The following is a 14761-nucleotide window of genomic DNA, read 5'->3' on the forward strand; positions in this document are numbered from 1 at the left end:
CACCAACACATACTGTATATAAACACAGTATTATTTAAATAAGCATCCCGATCAAGTTGCTTACAGGAAGATTCTTATAACAAACTGAAGTCGCGGAAAATTTAGGTGGTAAAAATAAGCGCGCTTCTCTACGGAAGAAATCACCATACAAACTTGCCCTACCGCTTCCGCCCTCACCGTTCTATGCTTAGCGAATGGAGAAAATAGCTGAACTAAAACGTACCAAGCGCCTTGCGCTGTCCTTACTGCTGGTTGCCGCTGTAACGTTTGTGGCCACCCTCTTTTTGCCACCGGGATTTTGGGTTAGCGGTTTAAAAGCTATCGCCGAAGCGGCCATGGTGGGCGCACTGGCTGACTGGTTTGCCGTTGCAGCACTGTTTCATCGCGTACCGATTCCCTTTATCTCCCGCCATACGGCGATTATCCCGCGCAATAAAGACAGAATTGGCGAGAATCTGGGTATCTTCGTGCAAGAAAAGTTCCTCGATACCCAATCCCTTATTGCGCTAATTCGTCGCCATGAACCGGCACAGATGATTGGCCAGTGGTTCAGCAAACCCGACAACGCACAGCGTGTCGGGCAACATCTGTTGCAAGTGATGAGCGGTTTTTTAGACCTGACGGATGACACCCGTATTCAGCGTTTAATCCGCCAGGCCGTTCACAAGGCCATCGATAAAGTCGATTTGACACATTCAAGTGCCCTGCTGCTGGAAAGCCTGACTAAAAATAACCGCCATCAGGAACTGCTCGACTCGGTTATTGCCCAGATGCTGACGCTGATAAAACGTGAAAGCACGCGGGCTTTTATTGCCCGCCAGATTGTACGTTGGCTGGAAACAGAGCATCCACGTAAGGCCAAACTCCTGCCAACAGAATGGCTGGGGGAACATAGTGCCGATCTGGTTTCCAGTGCAGTTAATTCGTTTCTGGATGACGTGAGCCATGATCAGGGGCATCAGATCCGCCAGGCTTTTGATCGCGCGACGTTAAAGCTCATCGACAATCTTAAAAACTCGCCACAAATGGCTGAAAAAGCCGACAGCATCAAAAATTATCTGAAAGAAGATGAGGCGTTCAATCGCTATCTGGGCGAACTGTGGGGGGATTTGCGCCAATGGCTGAAAGTGGACGTCAATTCTGAAGATTCGCGCGTGAAGCAGCGAATTGCAGAGGCCGGGCAGTGGTTGGGCGAAACGCTGATTGCTGACAGTGCGCTACGCACTTCACTGAATGAGCATCTGGAGCAGGCAGTGCAAAAAATGGCACCGGAGTTCGCCATCTTCCTGACTCGCCATATTAGCGACACGGTCAAAAGCTGGGATGCTCAGGATATGTCACGGCAAATTGAACTGAATATCGGTAAGGATTTACAGTTTATCCGCATTAACGGCACGCTGGTTGGCGGTTCAATCGGGTTGGTGTTGTACCTGCTGTCGCAGATACCTGCGGCGCTACCGTTGCTGAATTTATGAAGGGAAGATAAAAAAGCAAACGCCCGCTGATGCGGGCGTTAGGGAAATCTTAGAAAATCAATGGTGTTGTTTCGGCTGGTCGTTGTGACCGACTTTTGAGAAGACGTTAAAGACTTCACCCAATCCATAGATAAGACCGAGGATCACCGCCATAACGATTGGCACCATGACCACGGCAAACACCAAGCTTTTTAGTAACTCTAACATGGATGCCTCCAACAAAAGTGAGAACGAGTATTCTAACGACCTGACAGAAAAACGCACTCTCCTTTTGTGCCATTTGCTCATCCCGCCGCAATAGAAGAAAATGACGTTTTTACTATTGCGGAGCGGTTATGCAGGCTGAAATTTTACTCACGCTGAAACTCCAACAGCGGCTGTTCGCCGATCCACGTCGTATCGCGCTGCTTAAACAAATACAACATACCGGCTCAATTAGCCAGGGTGCCAAACTCGCAGGTATTAGCTACAAAAGTGCCTGGGATGCTATCAACGAGATGAATCAGTTAAGCGACGAGACATTAGTTGAGCGAGCGACCGGCGGTAAAGGCGGCGGTGGTGCAATATTGACGCGTTACGGCGAACGCCTGATTCAGTTGTATGAATTGCTCGCGCAGATCCAGCAAAAAGCGTTCGATGTGCTGCGTGATGACGCATTGCCGCTCGATAGCCTGCTCGCCGCGATTTCCCGCTTTTCTTTGCAAACCAGCGCCCGTAACCAGCTTTTCGGCACCGTATTGCATCGCGATAGCGAACAAGTGCAGCAACATGTCGATATTTTACTGGCGGATGGTGCCACACGTTTGCAAGCCGCCATTACGCGCCAGAGCGCCGAACGCCTGGGTTTGAGCGAAGGCAAAGAAGTGCTGGTGTTAATTAAAGCGCCGTGGGTTGAAATCACTACGGATCCTCAACGCGCCAGCGGCGCCGATAACCAACTCACTGGCATTATCAGCAATATTCAGCAAGGTGGCGAACAGAGCGAAGTTCTGGTGCGATTGCCGGACGGACAAACGCTGTGCGCCACGGTTCCTAATAGCGTGGTAGAAATTCAGAGTCTGGTAGAAGGTGCTAAAGTCATAGCATTTTTTAATGCCGATCGCGTGATTATCGCCACTCTGTGCTAAAACCAAACGGTGAATTGACAACAACACAGGCAATCCGTAAATCTGAGTTTAATCACTGCAAAAACTGGGATGGTATATGTCTGTGTTGCAAATATCGCAAGGGGTCTTCCACCTTAGCGACACCCGAACTCTTGCCCTCAATGATTTAACCATTAACGCCGGTGAAAGCTGGGCGTTTGTCGGCGCCAACGGTAGCGGAAAATCAGCGCTGGCCCGCGCACTTGCAGGATCCCTGCCCGTGCAAAAAGGCGAGCGCCAGTGCTCGTTTGCCCGTATTGCTCACCTTTCGTTTGAACAACTACAAAAGTTAGTTAGCGATGAATGGCAGCGTAATAACACTGATTTGTTGAGCCCTGACGAAGACGATACCGGCCGCACCACGGCAGAAATTATTCAGGATGAAATTAAAGATGAAGCTCGCTGCCAGAAACTGGCGCAACTGTTTGGTATTACTCCGTTATTAACCCGCCGTTTTAAGTACCTTTCGACCGGTGAAACGCGCAAAACGCTGCTCTGTCAGGCGCTGATGCCGCAACCTGATTTGCTTATTCTTGATGAGCCGTTTGACGGGCTGGATGTGCAGTCCCGTGAGCAACTCGCTGGGTTATTAGGTGAACTGAGCACCCAGGGCTACACCGTGGTGCTGGTGCTTAACCGCTTCGATGAAATTCCTGATTTTGTGCAATTTGCGGGCGTGCTGGCCGATTGTGCGCTGATTGAAGTAGGCAAAAAGCAAAAACTGCTCGAACAAGCGCTGATTGCACAACTGGCCCATAGTGAAAAACTGGTGGGCGTCGCACTGCCAGAAGCAGACGACCCGAGTGCACGCTACACACTTCCTGCGGATCAGGCGCGCATTATTCTGCGTGACGGCGTGGTGGAATATAACGACAGGCCAATCCTGCACAAACTGTCCTGGACGGTAAATCCTGGCGAACACTGGCAAATAGTCGGCCCAAATGGCGCAGGTAAATCGACGTTATTAAGCCTGGTGACCGGCGATCATCCTCAAGGTTACAGCAACGATCTGACTCTGTTTGGCCGCCGTCGTGGCAGCGGTGAAACCATCTGGGACATCAAAAAGCATATCGGGTATGTCAGCAGCAATCTGCATCTTGATTACCGTGTTAGTACCACGGTGCGCAATGTGGTGCTTTCCGGCTATTTTGATTCGATTGGCATTTACCAGGCTGTTTCTGACCGCCAGCAAAAACTGGCTCGCCAATGGCTGAACATGCTCGGTATGGACAACGCCATTGCCGACGCACCGTTCCATAGCCTTTCCTGGGGCCAACAGCGCCTTGCACTGATCGCTCGGGCGTTAGTGAAACACCCGACGCTTTTAATCCTCGACGAACCTCTGCAAGGGCTGGATCCGCTGAATCGCCAGCTAGTACGCCGTTTCATTGATATTCTGATTGGTGAAGGGAAAACCCAGTTGCTGTTTGTCTCTCACCACGCCGAAGACGCGCCAGAGTGCATCACTAAACGGCTCACTTTTGTGGCTGATGGCGAGGCATATCGCTATCAAATTGACGATTTAGCACCAGCTCAATAACACTGTTGGAAGTCGCTTCCGCTACTCATTTTTTATCAATCGGATTAGCGTAGCGACTTTCAGATAACCCGCAGCACCCTCGCTATGACCATTTGATTTATAATCATTTTTTCAGCTAATGATTGTCGATGAAACATTAGTGTAAGCGATTCCACTAATTTAGCACATGTCACACTTTTGACATCTCTGTTATGCTATGTTTATTACATACCATACGCGTAATGGAGCGAAAAATGAGAGTATTGGTAACAGGTGGTAGCGGTTACATTGGCAGTCATACCTGTGTACAACTGCTACAAAATGGCCACGACGTAGTCATTCTGGATAATCTGTGCAACAGCAAACGCAGCGTTCTGCCAGTGATTGAACGCCTCAGCGGTAAACACCCTATGTTCATTGATGGTGATATTCGCGATGAAGCGCTACTGGCAGAAATTTTCCACGATCACCAGATTGATGCCGTGATCCATTTTGCTGGCCTGAAAGCGGTCGGCGAATCGGTTAACAAACCGCTGGAATACTACGACAACAACGTGACCGGCACGTTACGCCTGATTTCAGCGATGCGCGCCGCCAATGTCACCAATTTCATCTTCAGTTCTTCCGCGACAGTTTATGGCGACCAGCCGCAAATCCCTTACGTTGAAAGCTTCCCAACCGGCACGCCTGCCAGCCCATATGGCCGCAGCAAGTTAATGGTTGAACAGATTCTGGCTGACTTACAAAAGGCCCAGCCGAACTGGAGCGTGGCGCTATTGCGTTACTTCAACCCGGTCGGTGCGCATCCATCTGGTGATATGGGTGAAGACCCGCAAGGTATCCCAAACAATCTGATGCCATACATCGCACAGGTTGCGGTAGGACGCCGTGATTCACTGGCGGTCTTCGGGAATGATTATCCAACCGAAGACGGCACTGGCGTTCGCGACTACATTCACGTTATGGATCTCGCTGAAGGCCACGTTGCCGCCATGCAAACGCTGCAAGGCAAGCCTGGCGTGCATATCTATAACCTCGGCGCAGGCATTGGTAGCAGCGTGTTGGATGTGATCAATGCTTTCAGCACCGCTTGCGGAAAACCGGTGAATTATCACTTCGCCCCGCGTCGAGATGGCGATCTCCCAGCTTACTGGGCAGATGCCACCAAAGCCGATCAACAACTTAACTGGCGTGTCAGCCGTACTCTGCAAGAAATGGCAGATGATACCTGGCGCTGGCAGTCTCGCCACCCTCAAGGTTATCCAGACTAAGGAAATGTGATGGAGCAGTTTAACCCGGTGGATCATCCACATCGCCGTTTTAACCCACTGACAGGACAATGGATTCTGGTGTCCCCGCACCGCGCTAAGCGCCCGTGGCAAGGGGCGCAGGAAACTCCGTCCAATGAAACTTTACCGGCCCACGATCCGGATTGCTTCTTGTGCCCAGGCAACACACGCGTTACTGGTGACAAAAATCCGCAATATACCGGCACTTTTGTTTTTACTAATGATTTTGCCGCGTTGATGACGGATACCCCAGATGCACCAGCGAGCAGCGACCCACTTTTACGTTGTGAAAGCGCTCGCGGCACCAGCCGGGTTATCTGTTTCTCACCAGATCACAGTAAAACCCTGCCACAGCTTTCCGTAAATGCGCTGGAAGAAGTGGTGAAAACCTGGCAAGAACAGACTGCGGATTTAGGTAAAACTTACCCGTGGGTGCAGGTTTTTGAGAATAAAGGCGCTGCGATGGGCTGCTCCAACCCGCATCCGCACGGCCAGGTTTGGGCGAACAGTTTCCTGCCTAATGAAGTGGCGCGTGAAGATGTATTGCAGCGCGAATACTTTGCAGAAAATGGCTCGCCAATGCTGGTCGATTACGCACAACGCGAGCTTAAAGATGGCAGCCGCACAGTCGTCGAAACTGAACACTGGATTGCAGTAGTGCCTTACTGGGCCGCCTGGCCGTTTGAAACGCTACTGCTGCCGAAAACTCATGTACTGCGTATCACTGACCTGACGGCTGAACAGAGCAGTGATTTAGCACTCGCGCTGAAAAAACTGACCAGCCGTTACGACAACCTTTTCCAGTGCTCATTCCCTTATTCTATGGGCTGGCATGGCGCACCGTTTAATGACGAGGAAAATGGTCACTGGCAGTTGCATGCTCACTTCTATCCACCACTATTGCGTAGCGCAACCGTGCGTAAATTTATGGTCGGCTATGAAATGCTGGCTGAAACCCAACGTGATTTAACCGCAGAGCAAGCCGCAGAACGCTTGCGTGCCGTTTCCGATATTCACTTTCGCCAATCCGGAGAATAAAAAATGAGTCTGAAAGATAACACCCAACACCTCTTCGCCGAACACTTTGGTTATCCGGCGACCCATACTATTCAGGCTCCTGGCCGCGTTAACCTGATTGGCGAGCACACCGATTACAACGACGGTTTTGTGCTTCCTTGTGCTATCGATTACCAGACGGTCATTAGCTGCGCAAAACGTGATGACCGCATGGTACGCGTGATCGCCGCGGATTATGACAATCAAAGCGACGAGTTTTCACTCGACAGACCGATTCTGAGCCACGACACGCAGCAATGGTCCAACTATGTTCGCGGTGTGGTTAAGCATCTGCAAAAGCGTGATAAAAACTTTGCCGGCGCCGATTTAGTGATCAGCGGCAACGTGCCACAAGGTGCGGGCTTGAGTTCATCGGCATCGCTGGAAGTCGCAGTGGGTACCGTGTTCCAGAAGCTTTATCATCTGGCGCTGGACGGCTCGCAAATTGCCTTAAATGGCCAGGAAGCAGAAAACCAGTTCGTCGGCTGTAACTGCGGCATTATGGATCAGCTGATTTCTGCGTTAGGTAAAAAAGATCATGCGTTGCTGATTGATTGCCGCACGCTGGGTACCAAAGCGGTTTCGATGCCAAAAGGCGTGGCCGTTGTCATCATCAACAGTAACTTCAAACGCACGCTGGTGGGCAGCGAATACAATACCCGCCGCCAGCAATGCGAAACCGGCGCGCGCTTCTTTACGCAGAAAGCGCTGCGTGATGTTGAGTTGTCAAAATTCAACGCTGTGGCACATGAACTTGATCCGGTTGTCGCTAAGCGTGTGCGCCATGTCCTCACCGAAAATATTCGTACCGTAGAAGCTGCCGATGCGCTGGCAAAAGGCGATTTGCAACGTATGGGCGAACTGATGGCTGAGTCTCATGCGTCAATGCGCGATGATTTCGAAATCACCGTGCCACAAATCGATACGTTAGTTGAAATCGTGAAAGCCACAATTGGCGATAAAGGCGGCGTGCGTATGACAGGTGGCGGCTTCGGTGGTTGTATCGTTGCATTGATCCCGGAAGATTTGGTTCCTGCAGTACAACAAGCGGTCGCCAAACAGTACGAAGCCAAAACCGGCATAAAAGAAACCTTTTATGTCTGCAAACCTTCGGAGGGCGCGGGCCAATGCTAAAAGAAACACCACAGCTTGCACCGGATGGGCAACCGTTCCGCATCTCCACCCTGCGCAACAGCGCGGGGTTAGTTGTCTCAGTCATGGACTGGGGCGCTACCCTGTTGTCGTGTCGTGTGCCGATGAAAGACGGAAGCGTACGCGAAACGCTGCTTGGCTGCGAAACACCGGAAGATTATCTGAATCAGTCAGCTTATCTGGGAGCAACTGTCGGGCGCTACGCAAACCGGATTGCCAACAGCCAGTTTGAGCGCGATGGCGTCACCATCAACGTGACAGCAAACCAGGGCGCACATCAGCTACATGGCGGGCCAGATGGCTTCGACAAACGTCGCTGGCGTATTGTGCGCCAGAACGAACATGAAGTGCTGTACACCCTCGATTCACAAGATGGCGATCAAGGCTTCCCTGGCGAATTACGTGCAACCGCGCGTTATGCTCTCACCGAAGATAACTGCATTACTGTTGAGTTCCGCGCCAAAACCAGCAAAGCATGCCCGGTGAACCTGACCAATCACGCCTACTTTAATCTCGACGGTAAGCAGAACGATATTCGTCAACATCGCCTGCAACTGCTGGCCGATAGCTACTTGCCAGTCGATAGCAACGGTATTCCACAGGCCGGGCTTAAAGATGTGGCAGGTACCAGCTTTGATTTCCGCACAGTGAAAACCATCGCTGATGATTTCCTGTCTGATAACGACCAGGTGCTGGTTAAAGGCTACGATCATGCGTTCTTGTTACAAGCACAGGGCGATGCCAGCCTGCCAGCAGCACACCTTTGGTCGAGCGACAATCAACTGCAAATGACGGTCTACACCACCGCACCGGCATTGCAGTTTTACAGCGGGAATTATCTGGACGGTACACCGGCAAGGGAACAAGGAACGTACAATGCGTACCAGGGCCTGGCGCTGGAAAGCGAATTCCTGCCAGACAGCCCTAATCATCCGGAATGGCCACAACCTGATTGCTGGTTACAGCCACATGAAGAGTACTTAAGCATTACGGAATACGAGTTCATTCCACTCTAAGTGCCTTGCCCTCCTCCACGGAGGGCAATTCTTCTGCGAATCGCTGGATTTCCCGCCGTTTAGCGACAAAAATATAACAACCATTCACATCCAACTTACACTCCACACTCTTTTTCGCTATGTTAAACGTTTAGCATTGCCGCTCGCCCCTTTGCGGCAATATAATGATAATCGTTATCATTAATCACAGGCTCATTAAGGAGTAAACTATGGCTGTTACTAAGCTGGTTCTGGTTCGTCACGGTGAAAGCCAGTGGAACAACGAAAACCGCTTCACCGGTTGGTATGACGTTGATCTGTCTGAGAAAGGTCAAACTGAAGCGAAAGCAGCAGGTAAGTTGCTGAAAGACGAAGGCTACTCTTTCGACTTTGCTTACACTTCTGTGCTGAAACGTGCCATCCATACTCTGTGGAACATCCTCGATGAACTGGACCAGGCCTGGTTGCCAGTTGAAAAATCCTGGAAGCTGAATGAGCGTCATTACGGGGCGCTGCAGGGTCTGAACAAAGCAGAAACCGCAGAAAAATACGGCGATGAGCAAGTTAAACAATGGCGTCGTGGCTTTGCGATAACACCTCCAGAATTGACGCGTGATGACGAACGCTTCCCAGGCCATGACCCACGTTATGCAAGCCTGACCGATAAAGAGCTGCCGGTAACTGAAAGCCTGGCGTTAACTATCGAGCGCGTAATCCCTTACTGGAATGAAACCATTCTGCCACGCATGAAAAGCGGCGAGCGCGTGATTGTTGCCGCACACGGTAACTCCCTGCGTGCCTTGGTTAAATTCCTTGATAACCTGGGCGAAGACGAAATTCTTGAGCTGAATATCCCAACTGGCGTACCGTTGGTGTATGAGTTTGACGAGAACTTCAAACCGCTGAAGCGCTACTATCTGGGCAATGCTGATGAAATCGCAGCAAAAGCCGCAGCGGTAGCAAACCAGGGTAAAGCGAAGTAATTCGTTAGATGTGAAAAAGGCGTGGTGAAAACCACGCCTTTTTTATTGTTACTGCGTAAAGACTTAGCCGCGACGCGTTTTCACTGCATCAGCCAACTGGCGCAACACAACTTCAGTATCTTCCCAGCCGATACAAGCATCGGTCACGCTCTTGCCGTAAACCAACGGTTCACCGCTTTCCAGGTTCTGATTGCCTTCAATAAGGTGACTTTCAATCATCACACCGGTGATGGCTTTATCGCCACCAGCGATTTGCTGGCAAACATCGGCGCCAACTTCCATTTGTTTCTTAAACTGCTTGCTGCTGTTGGCATGACTGAAATCGATCATCACCTGTGCAGGCAGGCCTGCCTTCACTAAATCCGCTTTAACCTGAGCGACGTGCTCCGCGCTGTAGTTTGGCTCTTTACCGCCGCGCAGAATGATATGGCAGTCACCATTTCCGCTGGTCGTCACAATGGCAGAATGACCCCATTTCGTCACAGACAGGAAGCTGTGTGGCGCGCCAGCGGCATTAATAGCATCAATCGCCACTTTCATCGTGCCGTCGGTACCATTTTTGAAGCCGACTGGACATGACAGACCCGACGCCAGTTCACGGTGAACCTGAGATTCTGTGGTTCGTGCGCCAATAGCCCCCCAGCTCATCAAGTCCGCCAGATACTGCGGAGTAATCATATCCAAGAACTCACCCGCTGCTGGCAAGCCGGAGTCATTGATATCTAACAACAGCTTACGAGCAATGCGCAGGCCATCGTTGATTTGGAAACTGTTATCCATTTGCGGATCGTTGATGAGGCCTTTCCAGCCCACCGTCGTGCGTGGTTTTTCGAAGTAAACACGCATAACGATTTCCAGCTCACCTTGCAGTTCTTCACGCAATGTCAGTAAACGCGCGCCATACTCTTTCGCCGCTTTGATATCGTGAATGGAGCAAGGGCCGATGACAACCAGCAGACGATCATCATTTCCTTTAAGGATTTTATGAATCGCTTTGCGCGCGCCAGATACCGTTGCAGCTGCTTTTTCAGTGGCAGGGAATTTTTCGAGCAGCGCTACTGGAGGCAAAAGTTCGTTGATTTCTTTGATGCGTAAGTCGTCGTTCTGATAATTCATGATATTTCCGGAAATGGCCTTTAGATTTAGCTTAGTTGCAATCCCTTCAATCTATCGCTTCAAGCCTGAAGTGTAAACGGGCTTTTACACTTCAGGCAGAATATTCCTGAAAACGACCTAAAAGCGGTCAATAAATGGTAAAAGCTCGGTATGACGCTACAATTTTTAATTGTTAACACCAAAAAGTATCATTTTGGCAAAATTGTATTCTGATTAGATTATTAAAGTTGGCAGGTATCACCGATAGAAATAATTTAATCCGAATAGGACCTGTGCACTGTTGGAAGAAGTTATCCAGCAATAACGACCATAACAGGAGCATCATGATGAATAAATTAACCACTCTTTTCCTGACAGCAACCCTCACTCTTGCCAGCGGCGCAGCTTTGGCTGCCGACACCAGCGGCATGAATAACGGCCAGGCTAATGCTGGCGCTGAAGCAGGCCAGGTTGCACCTGGCGCGAATCAGAACATAGCCCCGAAAGGCGTTGATAACAGCAATATCAACAATAGCGGCACCATGCTCCATCCAAATGGCTCAACCAGTAATAGCGGTTTGACCAGTGATGGAATGAGCAAGGATGAAATTCATAAAAATTCGATGTGTAAAGACGGTAAATGCCCGGATACCAACCAAAAGGTTGAAACCGGCAGCGGCAATGATGTGAACAGCAAAGTGGACGGGACTTCACAGTAAAATCAGCCAGCTGAAAAAACCAGGGGAGCTTAGGCTCTCCTTTTTTATAGGTTTTATTCAATAAGTTGATCAGCTTTAGTGGTTATAATTAGCGCATTGTTGCTTTTCAAATACTGAGAAATCATGGCGCATACACATCAACATTCTTCGGGTGATTCCAACTCCAAACGTCTGTTCTGGGCATTTTCCATCACGGCGCTATTTATGGTGGCGGAAGTCATCGGTGGGGTGATATCAGGGTCACTTGCCTTACTTGCTGATGCAGGGCATATGCTGACTGATGCGGCAGCGCTGCTGGTCGCGCTAATGGCGGTGAAATTTGCCCGTCGTCCGCCGAATGCCCGTCATACCTTCGGTTGGCTGAGGCTGACCACGCTTGCTGCATTTGTGAATGCGATTGCCTTAGTGGTGATAACGATCTTGATCGTCTGGGAGGCGATAGAGCGTTTTTATCAGCCGCAGCCGATTGCCGGCTGGACCATGCTGATCATCGCTTTTGCCGGGTTACTGGCGAATCTATTTTCGTTCTGGATTTTGCATCGCGGAAATGAAGAAAAAAATATCAACGTGCGTGCTGCTGCTCTGCACGTTATGGGAGATTTGTTAGGTTCGGTGGGAGCTATCGCTGCGGCGCTTATTATTTTGTGGACCGGCTGGACGCCAATTGACCCTATTCTCTCAATACTGGTGTCATGCCTGGTGTTGCGCAGCGCGTGGAATTTACTAAAAGAGAGCGTTAATGAGTTGCTCGAAGGCGCACCAAACGCCATTGATATCCCCGTTTTGCAGCGCAAGTTAATCAGAACGATTCCCGAAGTCCGCAACGTTCACCACGTGCATATCTGGCTGGTCGGTGAAAAACCGTTAATGACGTTGCATGTTCAGGTGGTGCCACCGCACGATCACGACGCCCTGCTGGAACGCATCCATCATTTTCTGAAAGATGAATACCAGATTGAACATGCCACGGTACAAATGGAGTATCAGGTTTGCCACGGTCAGGACTGTGATTTACATGAGCATGACCATCACGGCCATGCTCATCACCACCACTAATTAAGACAGTGCGCGTGAGCCGCGTTCACGCGCGCTGTTGATCCACATGCGGCTACCGTTGAGCGCAATAAACGTCAGGATCAAATATTCGAGTGACATCGCGTAGACGCCTTGCAAGGCGAAGATAACCACGCTGATCATGTTAATGATTACCCACAGCAGCCAGTTTTCGACGTATTTGCGGGTCATCAGAATCATCGCCACAATCGACAGTACCATCATGCAGGAGTCCCAGAATGGGAACGCATCGGGCTGAAGCTCTGGCATCGTCACATTCAGGCCCATGGCCTGCATCGCGGTAACCGCAGTTCGGGTCAGGACAGCAAAGACCGGATCGATAAATACCGTCATCAACCCAATCGCCCCCACACAAATTGCAATCCAGGCAAATGCTTTGGGCAGAGGTAACCAACGAATATGGAGAACGGTTTGATTTTCACTCGTCTGTCTCGACCAGGCATACCAACCGTAAATATTAGCCGCAAAGAAAAACAACTGTAGTAACAGGCTTGCGTAGAGTTGGATTTGGAAGAAAATAATCGCAAATAGCGTAACGTTAATTAAACCGAATGCGTAATTGCTGATTTTTTCTAAACTAGCCAACCAGATACATAGCAAACCCGCCACGGTTCCAATCGCTTCAATCCACGATAAATCATACCCACCCGTTCCGATGGGAATGTGGACCAAAATATTCTGCGTGCTTAAAAAATCCATATTCGCTCCTTGGGGTTAAATTCCTTACGCGTTACCCTTAATATTACGTCGTAATTCAGCAGCAAAATCGAGCATTCGATTTAAAGGCACCAGTGCGCCCTCACGCAACGCAGCATCAACATGAATCTCATGTTCTGCTCCACCCTGCTCCAGCCCTTCAGCGATGGCTTTAAGGCCGTTCATCGCCATCCACGGGCAATGTGCACAAGTACGACAGGTTGCGCCTTCACCTGCGGTAGGCGCTTCAAACAATTCTTTATCCGGACATGCCTGCTGCATTTTGTAGAAGATACCGCGGTCAGTGGCCACGATCAGTTGTTTATTTGGCAACGTTTGAGCGGCGGCGATGAGCTGACTGGTTGAACCGACAGCATCTGCCAAATCCACTATGGCTTGCGGCGATTCGGGGTGTACCAGAATAGCAGCATCCGGATAGAGTGCTTTCATGCGCGTTAGCGCCTGGGTTTTAAACTCGTCATGTACAATGCATGCCCCCTGCCAACACAACACGTCTGCGCCAGTTTGCTTCTGTACATAACTTCCCAGATGTTTATCCGGTGCCCAAATAATTTTCTCGCCAAGACTGTCGAGATGCTCAATTAATTCGACTGCAATACTCGATGTCACGACCCAATCAGCACGCGCTTTTACCGCTGCGGAAGTATTAGCATAGACCACCACTGTGCGATCAGGATGTTGATCGCAGAAGGCGTTAAATTCTTCGATTGGGCAGCCGAGATCCAAAGAGCACTCGGCGTTCAGCGTTGGCATCAGGATAGTTTTTTCTGGGCTCAGGATTTTCGCGGTTTCACCCATGAAGCGAACCCCTGCCACCAACAACGTGGTAGCAGGATGATTTGCTCCAAAACGTGCCATCTCGAGGGAGTCAGAAATGCAACCGCCAGTCTCTTCAGCCAGAGCCTGGATTTCGGGGTCGGTATAGTAGTGAGCCACCATCACAGCATTCCGCTCTTTCAGCAGACGCTTGATTTTCTCACGGTAAAATTGCTTTTCATCCGCGCTCAAAGGCTGTGGTTTAGGTGGGAAGGGATAAATTGCTGTTTCTGGATCGAACATTACGCTCATAGTGCTTTCTCGTTTGCCTGACTTAACCAAATTAGCACTATTCTGATAAAGACTGACCAGAAATGGCTAAGGTTGTTTTATATGCTAAACAAGATAGCGAATTATAGGTGAATTGTCGTGGGGAATTTATTTTCAACTCGGAATTGCAGATAGCAAAAAGGTGCCTTTGGTGGGACGTGCAGGATATCACTCGCCTCATCCAGAGACTCGCCCTTCGGGTCACCGCAAGCGGTGATGCAAAATCGTTCCCGACGATTTTGTCGAATCTGCTGCAGCTTCGAACCCAGCACGAAAAAGATCGAGCCTTAGAAACAACAAAAGCGCCCTGAAGGCGCTTTTGTCTGAATTTGGTGGGGCGTGCAGGATTCGAACCTGCGACCAATTGATTAAAAGTCAACTGCTCTACCAACTGAGCTAACGCCCCGAATGGTGGGTGATGACGGGCTCGAACCGCCGACCCCCTCCGTGTAAAGG

14 protein-coding genes and 1 tRNA gene are annotated in these 14761 nt (G+C 50.2%); 10 read left to right on the plus strand and 5 right to left on the minus strand.

Annotated elements, in window-relative coordinates:
• Positions 1-194 precede the first annotated feature (194 nt).
• Positions 195-1475, plus strand: coding sequence for a DUF445 domain-containing protein (locus MES37_RS20060; RefSeq protein ID WP_064544924.1), 1281 nt, complete (start codon positions 195-197; stop codon positions 1473-1475).
• Between the two features lie 57 nt (positions 1476-1532).
• On the opposite strand, the gene MES37_RS20065 is transcribed toward MES37_RS20060, so the two are convergent.
• The gene (locus tag MES37_RS20065) at positions 1533-1682 is read right to left on the minus strand and encodes an AcrZ family multidrug efflux pump-associated protein (RefSeq protein ID WP_064544922.1); all 150 of its coding nucleotides are present in this window, start codon (positions 1680-1682) and stop codon (positions 1533-1535) included.
• A 128-nt stretch (positions 1683-1810) separates the two neighbouring features.
• Here MES37_RS20065 and modE point away from each other — a divergent pair, with 128 nt between their 5' ends.
• The 7 genes from modE (at position 1811) to gpmA (ending at position 9614) form a co-directional block, all read left to right on the plus strand.
• Positions 1811-2602: a molybdenum-dependent transcriptional regulator gene (gene modE / locus MES37_RS20070; protein WP_064544920.1), complete on the plus strand. Its 792-nt coding sequence runs from the start codon at positions 1811-1813 to the stop codon at positions 2600-2602.
• Positions 2603-2678: 76 nt separating this feature from the next.
• On the plus strand, positions 2679-4160 hold the full coding sequence (gene modF / locus MES37_RS20075) for a molybdate ABC transporter ATP-binding protein ModF (protein ID WP_237932499.1): 1482 nt from the start codon (positions 2679-2681) through the stop codon (positions 4158-4160).
• Positions 4161-4393: 233 nt separating this feature from the next.
• Positions 4394-5410 carry a UDP-glucose 4-epimerase GalE gene (gene galE, locus MES37_RS20080; RefSeq protein WP_064544914.1) on the plus strand — a complete coding sequence of 339 codons (1017 nt, stop codon included), beginning with the start codon at positions 4394-4396 and terminating at the stop codon, positions 5408-5410.
• A gap of 9 nt (positions 5411-5419) precedes the next feature.
• Positions 5420-6466, plus strand: a complete 1047-nt coding sequence (gene galT, locus MES37_RS20085; RefSeq protein ID WP_133521944.1) for a galactose-1-phosphate uridylyltransferase — start codon at positions 5420-5422, stop codon at positions 6464-6466.
• Between the two features lie 3 nt (positions 6467-6469).
• Positions 6470-7618, plus strand: coding sequence for a galactokinase (gene galK, locus MES37_RS20090; protein WP_237932501.1), 1149 nt, complete (start codon positions 6470-6472; stop codon positions 7616-7618).
• Positions 7612-8652, plus strand: a complete 1041-nt coding sequence (gene galM, locus MES37_RS20095) for a galactose-1-epimerase (protein WP_064544909.1) — start codon at positions 7612-7614, stop codon at positions 8650-8652. The genes galK and galM overlap by 7 nt, the downstream gene beginning before the upstream one ends.
• A 209-nt stretch (positions 8653-8861) precedes the next feature.
• Complete coding sequence (gene gpmA, locus MES37_RS20100) at positions 8862-9614, plus strand: 2,3-diphosphoglycerate-dependent phosphoglycerate mutase (RefSeq protein ID WP_133521945.1); 753 nt, start codon at positions 8862-8864, stop codon at positions 9612-9614.
• A 63-nt stretch (positions 9615-9677) separates the two neighbouring features.
• Here gpmA and aroG read toward each other — a convergent pair whose 3' ends face one another.
• Positions 9678-10730 carry a 3-deoxy-7-phosphoheptulonate synthase AroG gene (aroG, locus tag MES37_RS20105; protein WP_064544904.1) on the minus strand — a complete coding sequence of 351 codons (1053 nt, stop codon included), beginning with the start codon at positions 10728-10730 and terminating at the stop codon, positions 9678-9680.
• Positions 10731-11050: 320 nt separating this feature from the next.
• Here aroG and MES37_RS20110 point away from each other — a divergent pair, with 320 nt between their 5' ends.
• Together MES37_RS20110 and zitB are read left to right on the plus strand one after the other, a co-directional pair.
• Positions 11051-11428, plus strand: a complete 378-nt coding sequence (locus MES37_RS20110; protein ID WP_064545107.1) for a YbgS-like family protein — start codon at positions 11051-11053, stop codon at positions 11426-11428.
• A 123-nt stretch (positions 11429-11551) separates the two neighbouring features.
• A complete protein-coding gene (gene zitB / locus MES37_RS20115; RefSeq protein ID WP_064544902.1) occupies positions 11552-12484 on the plus strand; it encodes a CDF family zinc transporter ZitB in 933 nt (310 codons plus the stop codon).
• Here zitB and pnuC read toward each other — a convergent pair whose 3' ends face one another.
• From pnuC to MES37_RS20130, 3 genes are all read right to left on the minus strand, one after another.
• A complete protein-coding gene (pnuC, locus tag MES37_RS20120) occupies positions 12485-13201 on the minus strand; it encodes a nicotinamide riboside transporter PnuC (protein ID WP_064544900.1) in 717 nt (238 codons plus the stop codon).
• A gap of 24 nt (positions 13202-13225) precedes the next feature.
• Positions 13226-14287, minus strand: coding sequence for a quinolinate synthase NadA (gene nadA / locus MES37_RS20125; RefSeq protein ID WP_064544897.1), 1062 nt, complete (start codon positions 14285-14287; stop codon positions 13226-13228).
• Positions 14288-14635: 348 nt separating this feature from the next.
• Positions 14636-14711, minus strand: a tRNA-Lys gene (locus MES37_RS20130).
• Positions 14712-14761 lie beyond the last annotated feature (50 nt).

Origin of the sequence: Buttiauxella sp. S19-1 (assembly GCF_022134725.1) — a bacterium.
GTDB lineage: Bacteria > Pseudomonadota > Gammaproteobacteria > Enterobacterales > Enterobacteriaceae > Buttiauxella > Buttiauxella ferragutiae.